At 61.5% G+C, this 25,844-nt stretch carries 24 protein-coding genes; 17 read left to right on the top strand and 7 right to left on the bottom strand.

All coding sequences use genetic code 11. The features are described 5' to 3' along the window. Positions 1-126 precede the first annotated feature (126 nt). Positions 127-882, bottom strand: coding sequence for a GntR family transcriptional regulator (locus LU682_RS08595; protein WP_014590204.1), 756 nt, complete (start codon positions 880-882; stop codon positions 127-129). Positions 883-1,162: 280 nt separating this feature from the next. Between LU682_RS08595 and LU682_RS08590 the strand changes: the two genes are divergently transcribed. Then, positions 1,163-2,512 (top strand): NCS2 family permease, encoded by a 1,350-nt coding sequence (locus LU682_RS08590; protein WP_010955029.1) that lies wholly within the window; start codon positions 1,163-1,165, stop codon positions 2,510-2,512. A 436-nt stretch (positions 2,513-2,948) separates the two neighbouring features. Here LU682_RS08590 and uraH read toward each other — a convergent pair whose 3' ends face one another. After that, positions 2,949-3,302 (bottom strand): hydroxyisourate hydrolase, encoded by a 354-nt coding sequence (gene uraH / locus LU682_RS08585; protein WP_003254328.1) that lies wholly within the window; start codon positions 3,300-3,302, stop codon positions 2,949-2,951. A 399-nt stretch (positions 3,303-3,701) separates the two neighbouring features. Here uraH and puuE point away from each other — a divergent pair, with 399 nt between their 5' ends. From puuE to LU682_RS08550, 7 genes are all read left to right on the top strand, one after another. After that, positions 3,702-4,628 (top strand): allantoinase PuuE, encoded by a 927-nt coding sequence (gene puuE / locus LU682_RS08580; protein ID WP_010955030.1) that lies wholly within the window; start codon positions 3,702-3,704, stop codon positions 4,626-4,628. Next, complete coding sequence (gene uraD, locus LU682_RS08575; protein ID WP_010955031.1) at positions 4,628-5,143, top strand: 2-oxo-4-hydroxy-4-carboxy-5-ureidoimidazoline decarboxylase; 516 nt, start codon at positions 4,628-4,630, stop codon at positions 5,141-5,143. The genes puuE and uraD overlap by 1 nt, the downstream gene beginning before the upstream one ends. A gap of 49 nt (positions 5,144-5,192) precedes the next feature. After that, complete coding sequence (locus LU682_RS08570) at positions 5,193-5,696, top strand: ureidoglycolate lyase (RefSeq protein WP_003254333.1); 504 nt, start codon at positions 5,193-5,195, stop codon at positions 5,694-5,696. 44 nt (positions 5,697-5,740) lie between these two features. After that, entirely contained in the window at positions 5,741-7,081 is a 1,341-nt protein-coding gene (locus LU682_RS08565) for a urate hydroxylase PuuD (protein WP_010955032.1), read from the top strand. 186 nt (positions 7,082-7,267) lie between these two features. Beyond that, positions 7,268-8,623, top strand: coding sequence for a nucleobase:cation symporter-2 family protein (locus tag LU682_RS08560; protein WP_010955033.1), 1,356 nt, complete (start codon positions 7,268-7,270; stop codon positions 8,621-8,623). A gap of 139 nt (positions 8,624-8,762) precedes the next feature. Next, entirely contained in the window at positions 8,763-9,548 is a 786-nt protein-coding gene (locus tag LU682_RS08555; protein ID WP_003254337.1) for an outer membrane protein OmpK, read from the top strand. A gap of 353 nt (positions 9,549-9,901) precedes the next feature. After that, entirely contained in the window at positions 9,902-10,684 is a 783-nt protein-coding gene (locus LU682_RS08550; RefSeq protein WP_003254339.1) for an outer membrane protein OmpK, read from the top strand. A gap of 128 nt (positions 10,685-10,812) precedes the next feature. Here LU682_RS08550 and LU682_RS08545 read toward each other — a convergent pair whose 3' ends face one another. Continuing rightward, positions 10,813-11,727 (bottom strand): DUF808 domain-containing protein, encoded by a 915-nt coding sequence (locus tag LU682_RS08545; protein ID WP_060489376.1) that lies wholly within the window; start codon positions 11,725-11,727, stop codon positions 10,813-10,815. Between the two features lie 132 nt (positions 11,728-11,859). Between LU682_RS08545 and LU682_RS08540 the strand changes: the two genes are divergently transcribed. Then, the gene (locus tag LU682_RS08540) at positions 11,860-12,471 is read left to right on the top strand and encodes a TetR/AcrR family transcriptional regulator (protein ID WP_010955036.1); all 612 of its coding nucleotides are present in this window, start codon (positions 11,860-11,862) and stop codon (positions 12,469-12,471) included. A 122-nt stretch (positions 12,472-12,593) separates the two neighbouring features. On the opposite strand, the gene LU682_RS08535 is transcribed toward LU682_RS08540, so the two are convergent. Continuing rightward, complete coding sequence (locus LU682_RS08535) at positions 12,594-13,034, bottom strand: GlcG/HbpS family heme-binding protein (RefSeq protein WP_010955037.1); 441 nt, start codon at positions 13,032-13,034, stop codon at positions 12,594-12,596. A gap of 257 nt (positions 13,035-13,291) precedes the next feature. Here LU682_RS08535 and gcl point away from each other — a divergent pair, with 257 nt between their 5' ends. The 6 genes from gcl (at position 13,292) to LU682_RS08505 (ending at position 20,958) form a co-directional block, all read left to right on the top strand. Next, on the top strand, positions 13,292-15,067 hold the full coding sequence (gcl, locus tag LU682_RS08530) for a glyoxylate carboligase (protein ID WP_010955038.1): 1,776 nt from the start codon (positions 13,292-13,294) through the stop codon (positions 15,065-15,067). A gap of 54 nt (positions 15,068-15,121) precedes the next feature. Further along, positions 15,122-15,904: a hydroxypyruvate isomerase gene (gene hyi, locus LU682_RS08525; RefSeq protein ID WP_010955039.1), complete on the top strand. Its 783-nt coding sequence runs from the start codon at positions 15,122-15,124 to the stop codon at positions 15,902-15,904. Positions 15,905-16,056: 152 nt separating this feature from the next. Further along, positions 16,057-16,950 carry a 2-hydroxy-3-oxopropionate reductase gene (locus LU682_RS08520; protein WP_010955040.1) on the top strand — a complete coding sequence of 298 codons (894 nt, stop codon included), beginning with the start codon at positions 16,057-16,059 and terminating at the stop codon, positions 16,948-16,950. Between the two features lie 238 nt (positions 16,951-17,188). Beyond that, positions 17,189-18,463: a glycerate kinase type-2 family protein gene (locus LU682_RS08515; RefSeq protein ID WP_003254348.1), complete on the top strand. Its 1,275-nt coding sequence runs from the start codon at positions 17,189-17,191 to the stop codon at positions 18,461-18,463. Then, the gene (pyk, locus tag LU682_RS08510) at positions 18,460-19,875 is read left to right on the top strand and encodes a pyruvate kinase (protein ID WP_003254349.1); all 1,416 of its coding nucleotides are present in this window, start codon (positions 18,460-18,462) and stop codon (positions 19,873-19,875) included. The genes LU682_RS08515 and pyk overlap by 4 nt, the downstream gene beginning before the upstream one ends. Positions 19,876-20,082: 207 nt before the next feature. Beyond that, a complete protein-coding gene (locus LU682_RS08505; protein WP_060489374.1) occupies positions 20,083-20,958 on the top strand; it encodes an urea transporter in 876 nt (291 codons plus the stop codon). A gap of 50 nt (positions 20,959-21,008) precedes the next feature. Here the strand turns inward: LU682_RS08505 and LU682_RS08500 are convergent, their stop codons facing one another. Further along, a complete protein-coding gene (locus LU682_RS08500; protein WP_010955042.1) occupies positions 21,009-21,749 on the bottom strand; it encodes an RHS repeat-associated core domain-containing protein in 741 nt (246 codons plus the stop codon). Between the two features lie 146 nt (positions 21,750-21,895). Between LU682_RS08500 and LU682_RS08495 the strand changes: the two genes are divergently transcribed. After that, a complete protein-coding gene (locus LU682_RS08495; protein ID WP_010955043.1) occupies positions 21,896-22,717 on the top strand; it encodes an ion transporter in 822 nt (273 codons plus the stop codon). Between the two features lie 207 nt (positions 22,718-22,924). Next, positions 22,925-23,923: a sulfate ABC transporter substrate-binding protein gene (locus tag LU682_RS08490; RefSeq protein ID WP_060489372.1), complete on the top strand. Its 999-nt coding sequence runs from the start codon at positions 22,925-22,927 to the stop codon at positions 23,921-23,923. A 13-nt stretch (positions 23,924-23,936) separates the two neighbouring features. On the opposite strand, the gene LU682_RS08485 is transcribed toward LU682_RS08490, so the two are convergent. Together LU682_RS08485 and LU682_RS08480 are read right to left on the bottom strand one after the other, a co-directional pair. After that, complete coding sequence (locus LU682_RS08485; RefSeq protein WP_370688785.1) at positions 23,937-24,863, bottom strand: class I SAM-dependent methyltransferase; 927 nt, start codon at positions 24,861-24,863, stop codon at positions 23,937-23,939. A 31-nt stretch (positions 24,864-24,894) separates the two neighbouring features. Next, positions 24,895-25,818 carry a DMT family transporter gene (locus tag LU682_RS08480; RefSeq protein ID WP_010955046.1) on the bottom strand — a complete coding sequence of 308 codons (924 nt, stop codon included), beginning with the start codon at positions 25,816-25,818 and terminating at the stop codon, positions 24,895-24,897. Positions 25,819-25,844 lie beyond the last annotated feature (26 nt).

Genomic DNA, 25,844 nt, shown 5'->3' with positions numbered 1-25,844 from the left:
GCAACGAATGCGCAAGCCCAACTGCTTGATGAAGGTTTGCTCACAAGAATTTAGCAGACCTTTGGGTTATGGCCAGTAGTGGCTGGAAGGGCTGCCTTGCAGCCCCTCGATCACGCAGGCAAACGATCAACCCTTGACGGAAACCTTGGGTTTTTTCAACAGATGCGAGAACACGGCATGCAAATCGTCCGAGGCGCTCTCCTCGTCCAGATTCAGCTTGCTGTCGATGTGGTCCATGTGATGCATCATCAGGCTCACCGCCTGCTCGGCATCGCGTGCCTCGATGGCATCGATGAGCTGCATGTGTTCATCGTAAGAGCAGTGGGAGCGGTTGCCGCTTTCGTACTGGGCAATGATCAGCGAAGTCTGCGAGACCAGGCTGCGCTGGAAACTCACCAGCGGCGCATTGCCCGCCGCTTCGGCCAGCTTGAGGTGGAACTCACCGGAAAGGCGGATACCGGCACCCCGGTCACCGCGCGAGAAGCTGTCGCGCTCTTCGCGCACCATCTGCCGCAGCTCGTTGAGCTGCTCGGGGGTGGCATGCTGCACCGCCAGCTCGGTGATGGCGCGTTCGACCATGCGCCGCGAGAAGAACACCTGGCGCGCCTCTTCGACGGTCGGGCTGGCCACCACCGCACCGCGGTTCGGTCGCAGCAGCACCACGCTTTCGTGGGCCAGGCGCGACAAGGCGCGGCGGATGATGGTGCGGCTGACGCCAAAGATCTCGCCCAGCGCTTCCTCGCTCAACTTGGTGCCCGGAGCCAGACGCTGCTCGAGGATCGCCTCGAAAATATGCGCGTAGACGATGTCGTCCTGGGTACCGCTGCGGCCGGCCTTGCCGACTCGTGCAGGTTTCTTCAGAGGTTGCAGCTGTTCGTTCATGGGCTCTCGAGGCACGAAGAGAAAGTATGGCGCCATTGTACACAGGCTGAGGCGATTCCGCAGGGGGCGTTTTACCTATATAGCCGTTGTATGACACATTGCGCACACAAAACATAAAACATTATTTGCTTTATTTGTACACAAAAGCATAATCCACCGAGCAACTTCTTGACCCATAAGTCAACAAACGGTCAGACGTCTGCCTTCCCGCGGAGCCGCCAAGTGCATCGCTCAGGAAACTGGCTCCATAACAACAAGAACGACTTGAGGAGTACTCGCTGTGGAAAGCCGCAAATCCGAAGCCCCTACGCTGGATCTTGCCCCACCGCTCGAAACGAGCTGGCTGGAGCGGATTTTCAAACTCAAGCAACACGGCAGCACCGTCAGAACCGAAATGATCGCTGGGGTGACCACCTTCATCACCATGGCCTACATCATCTTCGTCAACCCCAACATCATGGCCGACGCCGGCATCGACCATGGTGCCGCTTTTGTCGCCACCTGCATCGCCGCCGCGCTGGGCTGCCTGCTGATGGGCCTGTACGCCAACTGGCCGGTGGGCCTGGCGCCGGGCATGGGGCTCAATGCCTTCTTTACCTACACCGTGGTCGGCACCATGGGCTACAACTGGGAAACGGCGCTGGGGGCGGTATTCGTCTCGGGCGTGTTGTTCATGTTCCTGACCTTGTCGAAAGTGCGCGAATGGCTGCTCAACAGCATTCCGGTCAGCCTGCGCCATGCCATGGGGGCCGGCGTCGGATTGTTTCTCGGGCTGATCGGCCTGAAGACTGCAGGCATCATCGTCGACAGCCCCGCCACCCTGATCAAGCTGGGCTCGCTGCATGAGCCGGGGCCGCTGCTGGCGGCCGTGTGCTTCCTGCTGATCGCCATCCTCAGCTACAAGCGGGTATTCGGCGCGATCCTGATCAGCATCATGGGTGTCACCCTGGCCGGCTGGGGCCTGGGCCTGGTCAAGTTTGGCGGGGTGATGTCGATGCCGCCGAGCCTGGCGCCCACCTGGATGGCCATGGACGTGGCTGGCGTGTTCAACGTCAGCATGATCAGCGTGGTGCTGGCGTTCTTGTTCGTGCACATGTTCGACACTGCCGGCACCCTGATGGGCGTCGCGCAACGGGCCAACCTGGTGGCGCCGGACGGGCGGATCGAGAACCTGTCGAAGGCGTTGAAGGCTGACAGTGCCTCGAGTGTGTTCGGCGCGGTGGTCGGTGTACCGCCGGTGACCAGCTATGTGGAGAGTGCTGCGGGGGTTGCCGCAGGTGGCCGAACTGGCCTGACGGCTGTGGTGGTAGGCCTGCTGTTCATCGCCGCGATGTTCTTCGCGCCGCTGGCCGGGATGATTCCGGCCTATGCGACAGCAGGTGCACTGATCTACGTTGCGATGCTGATGATGGGCAGCATGGCGCACATCCATTGGGATGAGGCCACCGACAGCATTCCGGCGATCGTCACAGTGATCATGATGCCGCTGACGTTCTCGGTCGCCGATGGTATTGCCCTGGGCTTCATCAGCTATGTGGCATTGAAGGCGGGTACCGGCAAGTACAAGGAAATCTCGGCCAGCCTGTGGGTGCTGTGCGCGATCTTCATTGCCAAGTTCGTGTTCCTCTGACCGAGGGCGCTTCTACCCCGGGGGTGGACAGTTGGATACAGCCCGTCGTAGGAGCGGGTTCACCCGCGAAAGGGCCGGCCCTGCTGGCCAATCCCCACCCGCCGTTCACCGTTGCTGCCGCCACCGTATTCGCGGGTAAACCCGCTCCTACAACGGTGGTGGACAGTTGGATACAGCCCGCCGTAGGAGCGGGTTCACCCGCGAAGAGGCCGGCCCTGCTGGCCAATCCCTACCCGCCGTTCACCGTTGCCGCCACCACCGCATTCGCGGGTAAACCCGCTCCTACCACGGGGTGGACAGTTGGACACAGCCCGTCGTAGGAGCGGGTTCACCCGCGAAGAGGCCGGCACAGGCAACGCAAAAAACAGCAGACGAAAAAAAGCCCGCCAGTGTGAGAGCGGGCCAAAGGACCTACGAAGATTCTTCTAGCGACCAACTAGCTTCCACGATAGGTCGAATAGCTGTACGGCGAAATCAGCAGCGGCACGTGGTAGTGCTCCTGCGACTCGTCGATGCCAAAGCGCAGCACGACAACATCCAGAAACGCCTGGGCCGGCAATTGCACGCCACGGGCGCGGTAGTAATCCCCAGCGCTGAACTGCAACTGGTAAACGCCAGTGCGGTAATCGTCCCCCTGCAGCAGCGGCGCGTCGACACGGCCATCGCTGTTGGTCAGGGCGGTGTTCACCAGTTCCAGCTGCTGGCCTTCGACGCGGTACAGCTCGACCTTGATCGAGCTACCCGGGCAGCCATGCGCGGCATCCAGTACGTGTGTGGTCAAACGTCCCATTGCGTGTCGCCTCTTGTTCAATCTGTGGGCAAAAAATACTCAGCCATCGCACCAGCTTAGCGCCTGCGGCAGGCGGGAATGACGTTATTAAGACATTCCATCCAAGGATTGTACACAATTTTTTGATCCCTTCTGTCACACCCTCCATTTGCTGCCCATAAACGACCCATCGGTCGCAAATACACGCACCATAACGATGCCAACCTCATTAGCTGACCAAACAGGCAGGTTTCTTGCACTGTATTTCCAGGTCGCTGCGAGGCGACAAAAGGGAAGAAATGCGGAAAAACAGGCTTACAAAAGATTTCAGAAGTTGTATACAATCAGCCCATCCGGTGGTGCGACATACCGACGCGGCCCGCCCACCCCCCGCACTAACGCACAAGAAGGAAGACTGCAGTGAGCGCTGATTACCCTCGCGACCTGATCGGTTACGGCAACAACCCTCCTCACCCGCAATGGCCGGGCAACGCCCGCATCGCGCTGTCTTTCGTCCTCAATTACGAGGAAGGTGGCGAACGCAACATCCTGCACGGTGACAAGGAATCCGAAGCCTTCCTGTCCGAGATGGTCGCTGCCCAACCCCTGCAGGGCCAGCGCAACATGAGCATGGAGTCGCTGTATGAATACGGCAGCCGTGCCGGTGTATGGCGCCTGCTGAAGCTGTTCAAGGACAGCGGCGTGCCACTCACCATCTTCGCCGTGGCCATGGCCGCCCAGCGCCACCCCGACGTGATCCGCGCCATGGTCGAAGCCGGCCACGAGATCTGCAGCCATGGCTACCGCTGGATCGACTACCAGAACATGGACGAGGCCCAGGAGCGCGAGCACATGCTCGAAGCCATCCGTATCCTCACCGAACTCACCGGCGAGCGCCCGCTGGGCTGGTACACCGGCCGTACCGGCCCGAACACCCGCCGCCTGGTGATGGAGGAAGGTGGTTTCCTCTATGACAGCGACACCTACGACGACGACCTGCCCTACTGGGAGCCGAACAACCCCACCGGCAAGCCGCACCTGGTGATCCCCTACACCCTGGACACCAACGACATGCGCTTCACCCAGGTACAGGGCTTCAACTGCGGCGAGCAGTTCTTCCAGTACCTGAAAGACGCCTTTGATGTGCTGTACGCCGAAGGCGCCGACGCACCGAAAATGCTTTCCATCGGCCTGCACTGCCGCCTGGTCGGCCGCCCGGCACGCCTGGCTGCACTCAAGCGCTTCGTCGATTACGCAAAAAGTCATGACCAGGTCTGGTTCGCCCGTCGCGTGGATATCGCCCGCCACTGGCACGCCACCCACCCGTACAAGAATGAGAACGCCTGATGACCGCCTTCAATACCCTCAAACCATCCACCCTGGACCGTGACGCCTTCGTCAAGGCCTTCGCCGACATCTACGAGCACTCGCCGTGGGTTGCCGAAAAAGCCTACGACCTGGGCCAACTGGGCGAGCTGGACGAGATCGAGGCGCTGCACCAGCGCATGAGCGACATCCTGCTCAGCGCCAACCACGCCGACCAGCTGGCGCTGATCAACGCTCACCCGGACCTGGCCGGCAAGGCAGCCATCCAGGGCGAGCTGACCGAATCGAGCACCAACGAACAGGCCGGCGCCGGCATTCACCAGTGCACCGCCGAGGAGTTCGCCCGTTTCACCGAGCTGAACGATGCCTATAAAGCCAAGTTTCAGTTCCCGTTCATCATGGCGGTGAAGGGCAGCAACCGGCACCAGATTCTCGCCGCCTTTGAAAAGCGCATCCACAACGATGCCGATGCCGAGTTCAAGGAAGCCCTGGCACAGATCAACCTGATCGCCCTGTTCCGCTTGCTGCAGCTGTAAGCAACAGCCGAACCTTATTCAGAAAACGAACAATAGAAGAGATAACCGCATGCGCACCCTTATGATCGAGCCCTTGACCAAAGAAGCCTTCGCCCAGTTCGGAGACGTGATCGAAACCGACGGCAGCGACCACTTCATGATCAACAACGGCTCGACCATGCGCTTTCACAAGCTCGCCACGGTCGAAACCGCCGAGCCTGAAGACAAGGCGATCATCAGCATCTTCCGCGCCGACGCGCAGGACATGCCGCTGACCGTGCGCATGCTGGAACGCCATCCGCTGGGCAGCCAGGCTTTCATCCCGCTGCTCGGCAACCCCTTTCTGATCGTGGTCGCGCCCGTTGGCGATGCACCTGTATCAGGCTTGGTCCGAGCCTTCCGCAGTAATGGCAGGCAGGGCGTTAATTACCATCGCGGCGTCTGGCACCACCCGGTGCTGACGATCGAAAAGCGGGATGATTTCCTGGTGGTTGATCGCAGTGGTTCTGGCAACAACTGCGATGAGCATTACTTCACCGAGGAACAGATGCTGATCCTCAATCCCCACCAATAAGAAAAGGTCAGTCATCTTCTCGGTGACTGGCAGAGGTACATACTGTGGAAGCACACCTTCACGAATGGCTGAACCTGAGCATTCGCTGGGTTCACATGATCACCGGCGTCGCCTGGATCGGTGCATCGTTCTACTTCGTCTGGCTGGAGAACCACCTGAACCGAAGCAACCCGCGCGATGGGTTGTCAGGTGATCTCTGGGCGATTCACGGCGGTGGTATCTACCACCTGGAGAAATACAAGCTCGCCCCCCCGAAAATGCCCGAGAACCTGCACTGGTTCAAATGGGAAGCCTACTTCACCTGGATGTCCGGTATCGCCCTGCTGTGCGTGGTGTTCTACTGGAACCCGACCCTGTACCTGCTGGCACCTGGCAGCACCCTGAGCGGTGCCGAAGGCGTGGCCATCGGTATCGGTTCGCTGATCGCGGGATGGTTCATCTACGACTTCCTGTGCGACTCGCCCCTGGGCAAGAAGCCAGCGCTGCTCGGTGCTGTGCTGTTCGTGCTGATCATCGCTGCCTGCTGGGGCTTCAGCCTGGTGTTCAGCGGCCGTGGCGCCTACCTGCACACCGGCGCGATCATCGGCACCATCATGGTCGGTAACGTGTTCCGCATCATCATGCCGGCCCAACGCCAGCTGGTGGCGGCGATCGAGAACAACCAGACGCCCGACCCGGTCCTGCCGGCCAAGGGCCTGCTGCGCTCGCGTCACAACAACTACTTCACCCTGCCGGTGCTGTTCATCATGATCAGCAACCATTTCCCGAGCACCTACGGTAGCCAGTACAACTGGCTGATCCTGGCCGGTATCGCAGTAGCCGCGGTTCTGATCCGCCACTACTTCAACACCCGCCACGACAGCAACAAGTACGCCTGGACCCTGCCCGTCGGCGCTCTGGCGATGATCTGCCTGGCTTACGTTACCGGCCCGAAACCGATTGCCGTAAGCCCTGAGCAAGCCGCAGCGAAGATCGAGTACCAGCCGCTGCCGGCAACTGCGGTAGGCGGCAAGACGGCTGCCGAGCAGCGTGCCGAGGACGCCGCCAAGGCTGCCGAAGCACCCGCCGCACCTGCGCAAGCACCGGCCCAGGCCGCTGCCCAGGCCGCTGCCCAGGCCGGAGGTGGCGAATTCGACAAGATCCACAATGTCATCCAGGAACGCTGCACTGTGTGCCACTCGTCCAAGCCGACCAGCCCACTGTTCAGCACCGCCCCTGCCGGCGTGATGTTCGACACTCCACAGCAGATCCAGGCCCAGGCCGCGCGCATTCAGGCGCAAGCGGTTGCCAGCCAGATCATGCCGCTGGGCAACATCACCCAGATGACCACCGAAGAGCGCAAGCTCGTCGGCGACTGGATCGCCAAAGGCGCCCAGGTCAACTGACAGCACCTCGCCAGGCAACCCGCCCCCCAAGGGAATCACCTTCCCCTGCAGGAGCGGGCTTGCCCGCGAAGAGGCCGATAGCCCCAGCCTCAAGCTCCATGTGTTACGCAACAAGCAAGCATCGAGCGCGCAGGCATGAAGCCTGCCGCTTGGATCCGAGAATAAAAACAAAACTCGAGGTGCTGCATGTCCGAGTCACGCAAGGCGTATATCCCCATTGCGCCGCCGCGCGAACCCTTGCCCCTGTTCCAACTGATCCTGGTTGGCCTGCAACACGTTCTGCTGATGTACGGTGGCGCGATCGCCGTGCCGTTGATCATTGGCCAGGCCGCCGGGTTGTCCCGTGAAGAAGTCGCTTTCCTGATCAACGCCGACCTGCTTGTCGCTGGCGTCGCTACCATCATCCAGTCGTTCGGTATCGGCCCGGTGGGCATCCGCATGCCGGTGATGATGGGTGCCAGTTTCGCTGCCGTCGGCAGCATGGTGGCCATGGCCGGCATGCCCGGCGTGGGCCTGCAGGGGATCTTCGGCGCGACCATCGCTGCCGGGTTCTTCGGCATGCTGATCGCGCCGTTCATGTCCAAGGTTGTCCGCTTCTTCCCACCGCTGGTCACCGGTACGGTGATCACCTCGATTGGCCTGTCGCTGTTCCCGGTGGCTGTCAACTGGGCCGGTGGCGGCCATGAAGCAGAAACGTTCGGCTCGCCGATCTACCTGCTGGTGGCCGGCCTGGTACTGGCCGTGATCCTGCTGATCAACCGCTTCATGCGCGGTTTCTGGGTAAACGTGTCGGTACTGGTGGGCATGGGCCTTGGCTACATCCTGGCCGGTTCCATCGGTATGGTCGACCTGTCGGGCCTGAATGAAGCACCGTGGTTGCAGGTGGTCACCCCACTGCACTTCGGCATGCCGACCTTCAGCCTGGCGCCGATTCTGTCCATGTGCCTGGTAGTGGTGATCATCTTCGTCGAGTCCACCGGCATGTTCCTGGCCCTGGGCAAGGTGACTGATCGTGAAGTAACCCCTGGCATGCTGCGTCGCGGCCTGCTGTGCGATGCCGGTGCGTCGTTCATTGCGGGCTTCTTCAACACCTTCACCCACTCCTCGTTCGCCCAGAACATCGGCCTGGTGCAGATGACCGGGGTGCGCTGCCGCTATGTCACCATCGTGGCCGGTGCACTGCTGATCCTGCTCAGCCTGCTGCCCAAGGCGGCCTTCCTGATTGCCTCGATCCCGCCCGCAGTACTGGGCGGCGCGTCCATCGCCATGTTCGGCATGGTCACCGCCACCGGGATCAAGATTCTTCAGGAGGCGGACATCGGCGACCGCCGCAACCAGCTGTTGGTTGCCGTGAGCGTCGGCTTCGGGTTGATCCCCGTGGTGCGTCCGGAGTTCTTTGCCCAGATGCCACAGTGGATGGAGCCCATCACCCACAGCGGTATCGCCATGGCCACGGTCTGTGCCCTGGTGTTGAACGTACTGTTCAACATCCTTGGCGGTGCCGACCGCGCAATGCACAACGACGTCTGTCACCAGCATTGAGCCAAGGGGGGCGGTGCATGGCTGCCCCTCGTTCACCTCTGCAGTAACCGCTACGCCGTCGACCCGCCGGAATGGGTCGCCCGGGGCGCCTGCGCGCCAAAAAAACGCCAACAAAAACAATAAGTCCGGGAATCACAACATGAAGCGCATCACCACGTCCCTGTTGTTGGGCAGCAGCCTGCTGGCCACCCTACCCTCGCACGCAGGCGAATGGCTGCAATGGCACGGCGAAAGCCTGACCTACCTGTACGGCAAGGACTTCAAGGTCAACCCTGATATCCAGCAGACCATCACCTTCGAGCACGCCAACAAATGGAAGTACGGCGACACCTTCATGTTCGTCGACAAGATCTTCTACAACGGCAAGGCCGACCCCGGCAAAGGTGTGACCACCTACTACGGCGAGTTCAGCCCACGCCTGTCATTGGGCAAGATCTTCGACCGCAAGCTTGCCTTCGGTCCGATCAAGGACGTGCTGCTGGCCATGACCTACGAGCGCGGTGAAGGCGACAACGAGGCCTACCTGATCGGCCCCGGCTTCGACTTGAACATCCCCGGCTTCAACTATTTCACCCTCAATTTCTACGTGCGTAACACCGAAGGCAGCCGCCCCGGTGACAACGTCTGGCAGATTACCCCCGGCTGGTCGTACACCCTCCCTGTAGGCCGGTCAGACATTCTGATCGACGGTTACATGGACTGGGTTACCGACAACGACCAAACCCGCCGTGGCACCTATCACGCCAACCTGCACTTCAACCCGCAGGTCAAATACGACCTGGGCAAGGCGCTGAACCTGGGCGCCAAGCAGCTCTACGTCGGCTTTGAATACAGCTACTGGAAAGACAAGTACGGCATTGACAGCCGTGGCAACCTGGACAGCAACCAAAGCGTCGCCAGTGCGCTGATCAAGGTGCACTTCTAGGAAGTTGACCAAACGCACAAGTTTGAATCACCCCGCTCCAGGACGGAGCACTTGAGGCGCGGCGCGCAAGCCAGTAATCTGCGCGCCCCCTCGATCAGGGCAGAACGGATTCTGCCTGCGTTTACTGACCGCTCAGTCAATGAATTCGGGCGGTTGGCCAACGTGTTGCCAGCCTGAAATACCCTTTTCATCCGTTCAGAACGAAGTCGAGCAGGAAGGTTTTGCCAACCCGGAAAAGTTGGCCCAACCCTTGCCAAACAGCTGTGGCCTATCGAAAAAAGCTGACTCAAAAGACAAAAAAAGCGCCGACACCGAGCGCTGACAACAGATCAATCAAGGGAGCGACACTCGCAATGCGTACTATCAAGAGCCTGATCCTCGCCGGCGGCCTGCTGGCCTGCGGCACCACCTTCGGCGGCGACCTGCTGCAATGGCAGAACAACAGCCTGACCTACCTGTGGGGCAAGAACTTCAAGGTCAACCCGGCGATTCAGCAAACCGTCACCTTCGAGCACGCCGATGGCTGGAAGTATGGCGACAACTTCATTTTCGTCGACAAGATCTTCTACCAGGGCCAGAAAGACGCCGGCAACGGCCCGAACACCTACTACGGTGAGATCAGCCCACGCCTGTCGTTCGGCAAGATTTTCGACCAGAAGATCGAGTTTGGCCCGGTCAAGGACGTGCTGCTGGCAATGACCTACGAGTTTGGCGAGGGTGACACCGAGTCCTACCTGATCGGCCCGGGCTTCGACCTGGCCATCCCGGGCTTCGACTACTTCCAGCTGAACTTCTACAACCGCACCACCGACGGCAGCCGCGCCGGTGACAACGTGTGGCAGATCACCCCGGTGTGGTCGTACACCATTCCGGTCGGCGATTCCGACGTGCTGATCGACGGTTTCATGGACTGGGTGGTGGACAACGACGAGAACCGCCGCGGCACCTACCAGGCCAACCTGCACTTCAACCCGCAGATCAAGTACGACCTGGGCAAGGCATTGCACCTGGGTGAGAAACAGCTGTACGTGGGTGTGGAGTATGACTACTGGAAGAACAAGTACGGCATCAAGGACAGCGATGCCTTCACTACCGACCAGAACACCATGAGCTTCTTGGTCAAGGTTCACTTCTGACCTGAGTTAGCGGGGCCGCTTTGCGGCCCATTCGCGGGTAAACCCGCTCCTACAGGGGACGCGCCGGGTTCAAGGCAAACGCGGTACCTGGTAGGAGCGGGTTCACCCGCGAACCGGGGCAAAGCGCCTCAATTGGCCGGCCGAACCGCCCGCCACAATTTCCCCGCAACGCTTACCACCGCCAGCACCACAGCACCTGCGAGGACTCCGACCCCGCCGTTGAGCAACGCACTGGTCAGCGCCCCACCACGCCCTTCGCTGAACGCCTCGATGGCATGATGCAGCGGCTCGATGCCATGCACCAGGATCCCACCGCCAACCAGGAACATCGCCGCAGTACCAATCACCGACAGGCTTTTCATCATGTACGGCGCCGCCCGCAGGATGCCGTTACCCACTGCCTGAGTCAGCCTTGAGGTTTTGCGGGCCATCCACAGCCCAAGGTCGTCGAGCTTGACGATCCCGCCTACCAACCCATACACACCAATGGTCATCACCACCGCAATGCCGGAAAGCACGATGATCTGCTGGGTCAGCGGCGAGTCAGCCACGATACCCAAGGTAATGGCGATGATTTCTGCCGACAGGATGAAGTCGGTACGCACCGCCCCCTTGATCTTGGCTTTTTCAAAAGCCACCAGGTCAACACTGGCATCGGCAACGGCCTCCTTGCGCGCCTCGTGCTGTGCCTCATCCTCTTCCTTGCTGTGCAAGAACTTGTGCGCCAGCTTCTCGAAACCCTCGAAGCACAGGAACGCGCCACCCAGCATCAACAACGGCGTAACCGCCCAGGGTATGAACGCACTGATCAGCAGCGCGGCCGGTACCAGGATCGCCTTGTTGACGAACGACCCCTTGGCCACCGCCCAGACGACCGGAAGTTCGCGATCGGCACGCACGCCGGTGACCTGCTGGGCATTCAGCGCCAGGTCGTCACCCAGCACGCCTGCGGTTTTTTTTGCCGCCACCTTGGTCATCAGAGAGACGTCATCCAGCAGCGTGGCGATGTCGTCGATCAGTACCAGTAGACTGCTTCCTGCCATGTTTGCTTGTATCCAAATAAGTCAATGTGCCGGATTCTAGCCCAAAGCCGCTGCCTTGAGCGCCCGTCGAGGCCGGTGCTACCATGCCCGATCCCTCTTAGAGGTGGCCAGACACGAGGAAGATCCCTGACCATGAGCACCATTCGCGAGCGCAACAAGGAATTGATCCTGCGCGCGGCCAGCGAGGAATTCGCCGACAAGGGCTTCGCCGCCACCAAGACCAGCGATATCGCGGCCAAGGCCGGCCTGCCCAAGCCGAACGTGTATTACTACTTCAAGTCCAAGGACAATCTCTACCGCGAGGTCCTTGAAAGCATCATCGCGCCGATCATGCAGGCATCCACGCCGTTCAATGCAGACGGCGACCCGAAGGAAGTGCTGAGTGCGTACATTCGTTCGAAGATTCGCATTTCGCGTGATCTGCCCCATGCGTCCAAGGTGTTCGCCAGCGAGATCATGCATGGCGCGCCGCACCTGTCTCCGAACCAGGTCGAGCAGTTGAACGAACAGGCCCGACACAACATCGAGTGCATCCAGCGCTGGATCGACCGCGGGCAGATCGCCCATGTGGACGCGCATCACCTGATGTTCAGCATCTGGGCAGCGACCCAGACCTATGCCGACTTCGACTGGCAGATTTCTGCGGTGACCGGTAAGGCCAAGCTGGCCGACAGTGATTATGACGCGGCGGCCGAGACCATCATTCGTATGGTCTTGAAAGGTTGTGAGCCTGAGGCAGCCTGAACCATCTCGAAGGGCCATTCGCGGGCAAGCCCGCTCCCACAGGATCACCACATGCCTGAAGGTTGTGGAGTCCCTGTGGGAGCGGGCTTGCCCGCGAATGGGCCAGAACAGGCAATAGAGATTTAGGCCGCTACCCCGGCATCTGCCCGCAGCCCCACCTCCTCGATCGCACTGATCGCACACTGCTCGTCGATATCCGACGTATCGCCGCTGATCCCCACGGCACCCAGCACCTTGCCGTCCTGATCACGAATCAGCACCCCACCCGGCGCCGGCACCACCGGCCGCTCACCCATCCCGTTCAACGCGGCAAAAAAAGCCGGCCGCTGCTGCGCATCCAGCGCCAGCAAGCGCGAGCCCTTGCCCAGGGCAATCGCACCCCAGGCTTTGCCAGTGGCCACTTCAGGCCGAATCAGGCTAGCGCCATCCTCGCGCTGCAGCGCCAGCAGGTGCCCGCCGGCATCCAGCACCGCCACGGTCAGCGGCGCGGCATTGATCTTGCGGCCCGCCACCAGTGCGGCATTCACCAGGCTGACGGCGACTTTCAGGTTAAGAACGTTCATGGAAAGGTCCTCTTCTTGTTGTGAGAAGCCCTAAGGGCAGTTGAAAACCGATCGAACAAATAGAACACAACGAGCGATATTTTTGTATACAATATTTTGAAACGATCGTATGCGATGGCGCAAACCTCCGTTTTCACGGGCGCTCTGACGAAAGCCAGCTTAGCCGATGAAAACCCATTGACCTAAGCCGTCAGGCGTGAATACACTCTGTCGCAAAGCAAGTTGTATACAATTACAAAATCGATGAGGCACAAACCATGAGCAAAATGAGAGCAATCGATGCAGCCGTTCTGGTCATGCGCCGTGAAGGTGTAGATACCGCGTTCGGCATCCCGGGGGCTGCCATCAACCCGTTGTATTCGGCCCTGAAAAAAGTCGGTGGCATCGATCACGTCCTCGCTCGTCACGTCGAAGGTGCCTCGCACATGGCCGAGGGCTACACCCGCGCCAACCCGGGCAACATCGGTGTGTGCATCGGCACTTCCGGCCCTGCCGGCACCGACATGGTCACCGGCCTGTACAGTGCCTCGGCCGACTCCATCCCGATTCTGTGCATCACTGGCCAGGCGCCACGTGCCCGTCTGCACAAGGAAGACTTCCAGGCTGTCGACATCACCAACATCGTCAAGCCAGTGACCAAGTGGGCGACCACCGTTCTGGAGCCAGGCCAGGTGCCTTACGCCTTCCAGAAGGCCTTCTATGAAATGCGTACCGGCCGCCCAGGCCCGGTGCTGATCGACCTGCCGTTCGACGTGCAGATGGCCGAAATCGAATTCGACATCGACGCCTACGAACCGCTGCCCGTGCACAAACCGTCCGCCACACGCGTACAGGCCGAAAAAGCCCTGGCCCTGCTCAATGACGCCGAGCGCCCACTGCTGGTAGCCGGTGGCGGCATCATCAACGCCGACGCCAGTGACAAGCTGGTCGAATTCGCCGAACTGACCGGCGTACCCGTGATCCCGACCCTGATGGGCTGGGGCACCATCCCGGACGACCACGCACAGATGGTCGGCATGGTCGGCCTGCAGACCTCGCACCGCTATGGCAACGCAACCCTGCTGAAATCCGACCTGGTGTTCGGTATCGGTAACCGCTGGGCCAACCGCCACACCGGTTCCGTCGATGTCTACACCGAAGGCCGCAAGTTCGTGCACGTCGACATCGAACCGACCCAGATCGGCCGCGTGTTCACCCCGGACCTGGGCATCGTTTCCGATGCTGGTAAGGCACTGGACGTGTTCCTGGAAGTGGCCCGCGAGTGGAAAGCCGCCGGCAAGCTCAAATGCCGCAAGGCCTGGCTGGAAGAGTGCCAGGAGCGCAAGTCGAGCCTGCAGCGCAAGACCCACTTCGACAACGTGCCGGTCAAGCCGCAGCGCGTCTACGAAGAAATGAACCAAGTGTTCGGCAAGGACACCTGCTACGTCAGCACCATCGGCCTGTCGCAGATTGCCGGCGCGCAGTTCCTGCATGTGTACAAGCCTCGCCACTGGATCAACTGCGGCCAGGCCGGCCCGCTGGGCTGGACCATCCCTGCTGCGCTGGGCGTGGTCAAAGCCGATCCGAAGCGCAAGGTTGTGGCGCTGTCGGGTGACTACGACTTCCAGTTCATGATCGAAGAACTGGCGGTAGGCGCCCAGTTCAACCTGCCGTACGTCCACGTACTGGTGAACAACGCCTACCTGGGCCTGATCCGCCAGGCGCAGCGTGGCTTCGACATGGATTACTGTGTACAACTGGCGTTCGAGAACATCAACTCGACCGACGCTGCCACCTACGGTGTCGACCACGTCGCTGTGGTCGAAGGCCTGGGTTGCAAGGCCATCCGTGTGTTCGAGCCAGCAGAAATCGCCCCTGCCCTGATCAAGGCACAGAAGATGGCCGAAGAGTTCCGCGTGCCGGTGGTGGTTGAAGTGATTCTCGAGCGTGTGACCAACATTTCCATGGGCACCGAGATCAACGCGGTCAACGAATTCGAAGACCTGGCCCTGGTCGGCAACGACGCGCCAACCGCCATCTCGCTGCTGGACTGATCGCCTGACGCCCCCAGGCACGCCCTGGGGGCCTTCATCGCAAGGAGACAACTCATGCCTCGCTTCGCTGCCAACCTGTCCATGCTGTTCACCGAACAGGACTTCCTGGCCCGCTTCAAGGCTGCCGCCGATGCTGGTTTCAGCGGCGTCGAATACCTGTTCCCGTACGACTTCAGCGCTGCCGACATCAAGCAGCAGCTGGAGGCCAACGGCCTGACCCAGGTGCTGTTCAACCTGCCGGCCGGCGACTGGGCCAAAGGTGAGCGCGGTATCACCTGCCACCCCGACCGCATCGAAGAGTTCCGTGCCGGTGTCGACAAGGCCATCGAGTACGCCAAGGTGCTGGGCAATACTCAGGTCAACGCCCTGGCCGGCATCCGCCCACAAGGCCCGGACTGCGCCACCGTGCGTAAGACCTTCGTCGAGAACCTGCGCTACGCCGCTGACAAGCTCAAGGGCGCCGGGATCCGCCTGGTCATGGAAATGATCAACACCCGCGACATCCCCGGCTTCTACCTGAACACCACCCAGCAGGCCCTGGAAATCCAGGCCGAAGTGGGCAGCGACAACCTGTTCCTGCAATACGACATCTACCACATGCAGATCATGGAAGGTGACCTGGCTCGCACCATGGAAGCCAACCTGAAGCTGATCAACCACATCCAGCTGGCCGACAACCCAGGCCGCAATGAACCAGGCACCGGCGAGATCAACTACCGCTTCCTGTTCGAACACCTGGACCGCATTGGCTACCAGGGCTGGGTGGGCGCGGAGTACAAGCCGCTGACCACCACCGAAGCGGGCCTGGGCTGGCTGAAAACCCACAACGCAATCTGAGGAACAACTCGGGACCCTGTGGGAGCGGGCTCGCCCGCGAACACCGGCAAAGCCGGTGCCATCCACCGAGTTGTCTGCTTCGCGGGCGAGCCCGCTCCCACAGGGGGCCAAAGCTTGCTTGAGATATCACAATTACAAAGAGGTAATTTCTCATGGCTAAAATCGGTTTCATCGGCACCGGCATCATGGGCAAGCCCATGGCTCAGAACCTGCAAAAGGCAGGTCACAGCCTGTTCATTTCCACCCACCACGACGCCGCGCCAGCCGACCTGATCGCTGCCGGTGCCGTGGCCCTGGCCAACCCGAAAGAGGTTGCCCAGGAAGCCGAATTCATCATCGTCATGGTCCCCGACACCCCGCAGGTCGAAAGCGTCCTGTTCGGTGAAAACGGCGTGGCCGAGGGCGTTGGCCCGAACAAGGTGGTGATCGACATGAGCTCGATCTCGCCAACCGCCACCAAAGCCTTCGCCGAGAAGATCAAGGCTACCGGTGCCGCCTACCTGGACGCCCCGGTGTCCGGTGGTGAAGTCGGCGCCAAGGCGGCGACCCTGAGCATCATGGTTGGTGGCTGCCCGAACGCCTTCGAGCGCACCCTGCCGCTGTTCGAAGCCATGGGCAAGAACATCACCCGCGTCGGTGGCAACGGTGACGGCCAGACCGCCAAGGTCGCCAACCAGATCATTGTCGCCCTGAACATCCAGGCCGTGGCCGAAGCCCTGCTGTTCGCCGCCAAGAACGGCGCCGACCCTGCCAAGGTGCGCGAAGCACTGATGGGCGGCTTTGCTTCGTCGAAAATCCTCGAAGTGCACGCCGAGCGCATGATCAAGGGCACCTTCGACCCAGGCTTCCGCATCAACCTGCACCAGAAGGACCTGAACCTGGCCCTGCAAGGCGCCAAGGAACTGGGCATCAACCTGCCCAACACCTCCAATGCCCAGCAAGTGTTCAACACCTGCCAGGCCCTGGGCGGCGGCAACTGGGACCACTCGGCGCTGATCAAAGGCCTGGAGCACATGGCCAACTTCTCGATCCGCGACGACAAATAAATCGTTTTTAGCCTCACTGGCCTCTTCGCGGGTAAACCCGCTCCTACCAAAGACCGCACAATCGCTCAGAGCTGTGCATGTAGGAGCGGGCTTGCCCGCGAAGAAGCCAACGCCGTTGAACCTGCGACCACAGGCCCAATGGTGGCATCGAGCAACACCCGCCCCTGGTTCGGCCTGCACGGAGGCAGTTCCAGGGGCGTTTTTGATTCTGCAGAACAACAATAATTGGGAGCCTGCCATGTCGGTCGATCCGCAAAAACTTCTCCGCGAACTGTTCGACACAGCCATCGCCGCCGCCCACCCCCGTCAAGTCCTCGAACCCTACCTGCCCGCCGATCGCAGCGGCCGGGTTATCGTCATCGGCGCCGGCAAGGCCGCAGCTGCCATGGCCGAAGTGGTCGAGAAAAGCTGGCAGGGTGAAGTCTCCGGCCTGGTCGTGACCCGTTACGGCCACGGCGCCAACTGCCAGAAGATCGAGGTGGTCGAAGCCGCCCACCCGGTCCCGGACGCTGCCGGCCTGGCTGTGGCCAAGCGCGTGCTGGAACTGGTCAGCAACCTCAACGAAGAAGACCGCGTCATCTTCCTGCTGTCTGGCGGTGGCTCGGCGTTGCTGGCCCTGCCTGCCGAAGGCCTGACCCTGGCCGACAAGCAGCAGATCAACAAGGCGCTGCTGAAATCCGGCGCCACCATCGGCGAGATGAACTGCGTGCGCAAGCACCTCTCGGCGATCAAGGGCGGGCGCCTGGCCAAGGCCTGCTGGCCGGCCACGGTCTACACCTATGCCATTTCCGATGTACCGGGCGACCTCGCCACGGTAATCGCCTCCGGCCCCACCGTGGCCGACCCGAGCACCTCGGCCGACGCCCTGGCCATCCTCAAACGCTACAACATCGAAGCGCCCAAAGCGGTCATCGACTGGCTGAACAACCCGGCCTCGGAAACCGTCAAGGCCGATGACCCGGCCCTGGCCCGCAGCCACTTCCAGTTGATCGCCAAACCCCAGCAGTCGCTGGAGGCTGCCGCGGTCAAAGCCCGTCAGGCCGGTTTCAGCCCGCTGATTCTCGGCGACCTGGAAGGTGAATCGCGCGAAGTGGCCAAGGTGCATGCCGGTATCGCCCGGCAAATCGTTCAACACGGCCAGCCGCTCAAAGCGCCCTGCGTGATCCTGTCGGGTGGCGAAACCACCGTGACCGTGCGCGGCAATGGCCGTGGCGGGCGTAACGCCGAGTTCCTGCTCAGCCTCACCGAAAGCCTGAAAGGCCTGCCGGGCGTGTACGCCCTGGCCGGTGACACCGACGGCATCGATGGCTCGGAAGAAAACGCCGGTGCCTTCATGACCCCGGCCAGCTACGCCAGCGCCGAAGCCTTGGGCCTGTCGGCCAGCGACGAGCTGGACAACAACAACGGCTACGGCTACTTCGCCGCGCTGGATGCGCTGATCGTCACCGAACCGACCCGCACCAACGTCAACGACTTCCGCGCCATCCTGATCCTTGAGACTGCCCAATCATGACGCCTGATAAAAAAGTTAAGATCCTTGCCACCCTTGGCCCTGCGATCAACGGCATCGACGATATCCGCCAGCTGGTCGAAGCCGGGGTGAACATCTTCCGCCTCAACTTCAGCCACGGCGAACATGCCGACCACGCCCTGCGCTACCAGTGGATCCGCGAAGTCGAGCAACAGCTGAACTACCCGCTGGGCATCCTCATGGACCTGCAAGGGCCGAAGCTGCGCGTTGGCCGCTTCGCCGAAGGCAAGGTGCAGTTGCAACGCGGGCAGGCCCTGCGCCTGGATCTGGACAAGACCCCGGGCGACAGCCGCCGGGTCAACCTGCCGCACCCCGAAATCATCGCCGCCCTCGAACCCGGCATGGACCTGCTGCTGGACGACGGCAAGCTGCGCCTGCGCGTGACCGCCAAGCACAGCGACGCCATCGACACCGAGGTGCTGAATGGTGGCGAGCTTTCCGACCGCAAGGGCGTCAACGTACCGCAAGCGGTGCTCGACCTCTCCCCGCTCACCGAAAAAGACCGCCGCGACCTGGCCTTTGGCCTGGAGCTGGGTGTGGACTGGGTCGCCCTGTCGTTCGTGCAGCGCCCTGAGGACATCGTCGAAGCGCGCCAGCTGATTGGCGACCGCGCCTACCTGATGGCCAAAATCGAGAAACCATCGGCAGTCGAGCAACTGCAAGCCATCGCCGAGCTGGCAGACGCGATCATGGTGGCCCGTGGTGACCTGGGCGTGGAAGTACCGGCCGAGAGCGTGCCGCAGATCCAGAAGCGCATCATCGGCACCTGCCGCCAGCTAGGCAAACCCGTGGTGGTGGCCACGCAGATGCTCGAGTCGATGCGTTTCTCGCCAGCGCCAACCCGCGCCGAAGTCACGGACGTGGCCAACGCGGTGGCCGAAGGTGCCGATGCAGTGATGCTGTCGGCCGAAACCGCCTCGGGTGATTACCCGCTGGAAGCCGTGCAGATGATGAGCAAGATCATCCGCCAGGTTGAGAACGGCCCGGACTACCAGGCCCAGCTCGACGTCGGCCGGCCAAAGGCCGAAGCCACCGTGTCGGATGCCATCAGCTGCGCCATCCGCCGCATCAGCGGCATCCTGCCAGTGGCGGTGCTGGTCAACTACAGCGAGTCGGGTGCCTCGACCCTGCGCGCGGCACGTGAACGGCCACGGGCACCGATCCTCAACCTGACGCCGAACCTGAACACCGCGCGCCGCCTGAGCGTGGCTTGGGGTGTGCATTCGGTGGTCAACGACCGCCTGCGTCAGGTCGACGAGGTGGTTTCCACCGCCCTGGAGATTGCCCAGGCGCAAGGCATGGCCAGCCGTGGCGACACGCTGCTGATCACCGCTGGCGTGCCTTTCGGCAAGCCGGGTACGACTAACACGCTGCGGATCGAGACTTTGATCTGAGATTGCCGGGGGCGCGTTGCGCCCCTTTCGCGACACAAGGCCGCTCCCACAGGGCCACGCTGGCACAAGGGAATGCAGTCCCTGTGGGAGCGGCCTTGTGTCGCGATTGGAGGGCAAAGCCCTCCCTGAATACCGCTCTACCCGACCGCGGAAAACCGAGGCCCAAAGAGGCCCACCGCTCCCCCATCAACCTCCACTGACTGCCCCATGTACACCAAAAATTTCGTCAACCCGTGCCCCGACTGGGCCACGGCGTTACTCAACGGCTTCAGCCAGGTGCTGCTGCTGCGCAACCCCCTGTGCGGCCTGTGCTGCCTGCTGGCCATCCTGCTGACCGCACCCAACCTGGTCGGCGGCGCGCTGCTTGGCGCCCTGGCCGGCCTGCTCACCGCCCAGGCACGCGGCTATGACCGTGCCGACCGCCAGGCCGGGCTTTACTGCTACAACGGCGTACTGATCGGCATCCTGATCAGCGCCGTGCTGCCCTGGTCGGCCATATTGCCCCCCCTGATCATCGCCGCCGGCGGCTTGTCCAGCATCATCACGCACCAGTGGCGCAAGCGTGGCGGCAAGTTGCTGATTGCCTACACCTCCCCTTTCGTATTGCTGGGCTGGGCCACACTGCTGGTCGCCAGCCCCTCGCCCAGCGGGTTCGTCGAAGCCGACCCGCTGTATGCGTTGGCCCGCGGCGTGGGCCAGATTTTCCTGCTCGACCAGCCCTTGGCCGGGTTGCTGATCATCGTCGGCATGTTCATCGCCAATCCCTATGCGGCGATGTGGGCGGTGATCGGCTCGGCCATTGGTGGCGGCGTGGCGTTGCTCACCGATCAGGCGCAAGCCGCCTGGTTAGGCCTGTACGGCTTCAATGGCGCACTGGCGGCACTGGCCTTTAGCCGGCAAGGTGAAAAGCCCTGGGTGACGGTGCTGGCCATTGCCCTGGCGCTGTTGCTACAACCGCTGCTCAACTTGATGCCCATTGCAGGGCTGACAGCGCCGTTCGTACTGGCCTGCTGGCTGATGCATTCGGGCAACCACTTCTGGCAGCTTCTGCTGCGTCGGAATATATGGCGCCTACATAACTGAAGGCCAGAACACATCGGATGTGCAGGACTCTGTCAGCCACGCTGTGCCACTTACCCATGACCAAAGGATGCCAGCGCCTGGATATCCAATACCTGGCGTGCGCCCTGCTCCCTGATAAACGCCATGGAGTGCTCGATATCGGCAATCTGAGTGTTCTGGGCCCGCTGATGATTGGGAATCATCTGGTCCAGACTCATTGGCTGAGTGCCCGGCCTGTGTTCCCAGTGCCAATGGTTATGCCAAGACGCTCCAAGCTCATCGATAGTTGGCCCTTGTGACGGAACGCCTGCTACTGTCGCTACGGGACGTATCTTCACAGGCGCGCCACTGAAATCTTCGGTAGTGCCAGAGCCGCTAAAGTCAACGACTTCACTCGAAACAGTGCGCGCAAGCTGATACTTGCCGGGACCATTTTTGAAAACCGGTGAAACTCGATCATCTGTCGCTTTTACAGGACTGACCACGGCCACTCGCCTTGCCCGCCCCGGCAAACGTTTCAAAATGCCTGTTCCACCAGTCGGGTCCAAGCGATTGACCGGATCACCTTGGCAATAGGAATACGTGTTGACCCCACCCTTACCGAACGGACTCAACATGTCAGGGCTGAAAAAGCGCATAAGTGCAGGGCAATAGAATCGATACCCGTTGCCCAGAGCATAGCCTTGAAGCACCTCTTCCTTCCTCTCGCCATTGAACCCCAACGCAGCGCCCGGCCCCTTCTGCAAAAAGCCGTAAGCGTTATATGACAGTGTTCGCCGAGCCAAGCCCCGTCGTTCAGTTACCCTTTTCATGACTGTCTCACACACTTGCCCGTGCCTGACGCTATTCTGCGCCCACCACTCAGATACCTAAAACTGGCATTTTTGCCAGTTCAGCCTGTTGCAGGTCCGGACACTGACCTTTTAGGCTTGTTGCTTACGCACCCGGATCACAAGCCATGCAAACCCCGCAATCAATACGCGAGCGGCTCTTCGTCATCGTCTTCCAGACCGACACCGTAGCCGGTCGCCGCTTCGACAAGATCCTGTTGCTGATCATCCTGGCCAGCCTGGTCACGGTGATCCTCGACAGCATCGATGAGGTGCACCAGGGCTACGCCGGCCTGCTGGCCGGTATCGAGTGGGGCTTTACCGCGATCTTCCTGGCCGAATACATCACCCGCCTGTACTGTTCGCCCAAGCCGCTGCGCTATGCCTTCAGTTTCTACGGCCTGGTCGATTTACTGGCGATCGTGCCGGGGATCCTCGCGCTGTACTACAGCGACGCCCAGTACCTGCTCATCATCCGGGTCATCCGGATGCTGCGGATCTTCCGTGTACTCAAGCTCAGCCCGTACCTCAAGCAGGCCCATTACCTGATGGAGGCGCTGCGCGGCAGCAAGCAGAAGATCATCGTGTTCCTGGTGACGGTATCGACGCTGGTAACGGTGTTCGGCACGCTGATGTACGTGATCGAAGGGCCTGAGCATGGCTTTACCAGCATCCCCAAAGGCATCTACTGGGCCATCGTTACCCTGACCACCGTGGGCTTTGGCGACATCGTGCCCAAGACCCCGCTGGGGCAGGTGCTGTCGTCGCTGGTGATGATTACCGGTTACTCGATCATTGCCGTGCCGACCGGCATCTTTACCGCCGAGCTGGCCAATGCCATGCGTGGGGAGCAGCTGCAGCATGATTGCCCGACCTGCCACAAGAAGACCCACGAGCAGGGGGCGGCGTTCTGTTCTCGCTGTGGGAATGGGTTGTTTCCCAAAGCGTGATAGCGCCTGCGCCGGCCTCTTCGCGGGTAAATCCGCTCCTACAGGCGCGGACCGTGCGCGGTCCCCCGTAGGAGCGGGTTTACCCGCGAAGAGGCCGGCACAGGCAGAAGCATAACCAAAGCATTTTTTGTTCTTTAACCCGTATAAACCCACCCGTTATAGTCGCTGGCAATCTGCCCCAACACCCTTCAAGAACAAGGACGCAACGTGAAAAAACTCTTCACCGCCTCGCTGCTCGCCGCAGGCCTGGCCCTGGGCAACCTCGCCCAGGCCGCCCCTACCCTGCTCAACGTTTCCTACGACGTGATGCGCGACTTCTACAAGGACTACAACCCGGCCTTCCAGAAGCACTGGGAAGCCGAGCACAACGAGAAGGTCAACGTGCAGATGTCCTTCGGCGGCTCGAGCAAGCAGGCCCGTGCGGTGATCGATGGCCTGCCGGCCGATGTCATCACCATGAACATGGCCACCGACATCAACGCCCTGGCCGACAACGGCAAGCTGGTGCCCGACGACTGGGTAACCCGCCTGCCGAACAACAGCGCGCCGTTCACCTCGGCCACTGTGTTCATTGTGCGCAAGGGCAACCCGAAAGCCCTCAAAGACTGGCCCGACCTGCTCAAGGACGGTGTGCAGGTGATCGTGCCCAACCCGAAAACCTCGGGTAATGGCCGCTATACCTACCTGTCGGCCTGGGGCTACGTACTCAAGCAAGGCGGCGATGAAAGCAAAGCCCGCGACTTCGTCGGCAAGCTGTTCAAGCAGGCACCCGTACTGGACACCGGTGGCCGTGCCGCCACCACCACGTTCATGACCAACCAGATCGGTGACGTGCTGGTCACCTTCGAGAACGAAGCCGAGATGATCGCCCGCGAGTTTGGCCGCGACCAGTTCGAAGTCGTTTACCCAAGCGTATCGGCCGAAGCCGAGCCACCGGTGACGGTGGTCGACAAGGTAATGGCCCGGAAAGGCACCCAGGCCGTGGCCGAGGAATACCTGAAGTACCTGTGGTCACCCGCAGCCCAGGAGATCGCCGCCAACAACTACCTGCGCCCGCGTGATGCAACGGTACTGGCCAAGTACACCGACCGCTTCCCGAAAGTGGACTTCCTGTCGGTGGAGAAAACCTTCGGTGACTGGCGTACCGTGCAGAAGACCCACTTCAATGATGGTGGGGTGTTTGACCAGATCTATACCGGTCAGTAACGCACAAGCAACATCAACCCCGGCGGAACACCAAGGCCTTCAGCCCCCCCGCCGGGTCAACGTCCGGAAACTCTGGCGGGTTTTCCAGGCGCTCGACATAAGCCAACGAAGGCGCCTGCTCTGCCATGCCTTCGATCAGAAACTCAGGCCCGATCCCCGGGTCGTTGACACACGCCAGCACCGTCCCGCCTTCGCTCAACAACTCCGGCAAACGCCGCAGGATCTTTGCGTAATCCTGGGTCAGCACAAAGCTGCCACGCTGGAAGGTCGGCGGGTCGATGATGATCAGGTCATACGGCCCGTACTTGCGCACCTTGCCCCACGACTTGAACAGTTCATGCCCCAGGTACGCCACCCGTGATGCATCGTGGCCATTGAGGCGATGGTTGTCCCGGCCCCGCGACAGCGCCGACTTGGCCATGTCCAGGTTCACCACCTGCTCAGCGCCACCGGCAATCGCTGCCACAGAAAAGCCGCAGGTATAGGCGAACAGGTTCAGCACGCGCTTGCCCGCCGCCTGCTCGCGCACCCAGCGGCGGCCATAGCGCATGTCGAGGAACAGGCCATTGTTTTGCCGCACGCCCAAGTCCAGCAGGTAGGTCAGGCCGTCCTCGATCACTTCGCGTTGCTGGCAGGGCTCACCCAGCAGCCACTGGCCCGGGCTGTCGGGCAGGTAGCGGTGCTGGATGATGACTGCCTGACCCGTCCACTGCGGGCGCTCGGCCAAGCTGCGCAGCATGGCTTCCAGTTCGGCGAGCTGGCCTTCGGGCGGCTCACGGAACAAGGCGACCGACAGCACGCCCTGCAGCCAGTCGACGGTGACCTGCTCCAGGCCCTGCCAGCAGCGGCCGCGACCGTGGAACAGGCGGCGGGTTTCCTGTGGGGCAGGGTCGAGGGCGGCAAGCAGGTGTTGCTCAAGGGTGTCGATGGGCGAGGTCATGGCGGATCGCAGGCTGGCAAAAAGCGGCATTCTACCTTGCGGGCCTCTTCGCGGGTAAACCCGCGCCTACAGGATGCCGCGCCGAGCGGAACCACCACCCCTGCTGCATGCCCGCTGCCGCCAGCAGGATCAACCCCACCCCCAGCCACTGTAGCGGCGCCAGGCGGTGCCCGAACGCCACCCAGTCCACCAGAATTGCCGCAATCGGGTAAATGAACGACAGCGCACCGGTCAAGGCCGTGGGCAAACGCTGGATGGCGCTGTACAACAGTACATACATCAGGCCGGTGTGCACCATACCCAGTGTCAACAAGCTGGCCAACGCGGGCACTTCAACCGGCAACCCGCCAAGCGTGACCCATGGCGCCAGCAGCAACACACCCGTGGTTACCTGAATCAACGCAATCAGGTGCGGGGGCGTGCCACTCAGGCGCTTGATGATCAAGGCCGCGATCGCATACAGAAACGCCGCCCCCAGCGCCAGGGCAATCCCCAGCAGATAGTCCTCGCCATTACTTTGCCCAGCGCCATGGGCACTGACGATGGCCAGCATGCCGAGGAACGCCACACTCAGCCAGGTCACCTTGGCCAAGGTGATCTTTTCGCCCAGAAACAGCGCCGCCAGCCCCACCAGCATGAACGGCTGCACGTTGTACACCGCCGTGCCGATGGCAATCGACGCCCGGGCGTATGAAGCGAACAACAGCAGCCAGTTGCCGACAATGGCCACCCCGCTGGCTATCGCCAGCAAAAATGCCGTGCGGCTGATCACCCCCGGGCGCAGAAAGCCAAACGCGGCGCAAATCGCCAGCAAGGTCACGGCACCGAATACGCAGCGCCAGAACACCACATCCAGCACCGGCTGGCCGGACACCAGCACGAACCAGCCAATGGTCCCGGAAATCAGCATGGCAGCGACCATTTCCAGCGAGCCACGGCGCAATGAACTGTCCATCTCAAACCTCCCTTTGATAATGGCAA

Origin of the sequence: Pseudomonas alloputida (genome assembly GCF_021283545.2) — a bacterium.
Classification (GTDB): Bacteria; Pseudomonadota; Gammaproteobacteria; order Pseudomonadales; family Pseudomonadaceae; genus Aquipseudomonas; species Aquipseudomonas alloputida.
The sequence above is the reverse complement of the archived record's forward strand: the minus strand, read 5'-3'. Positions and strand labels throughout refer to the sequence as shown.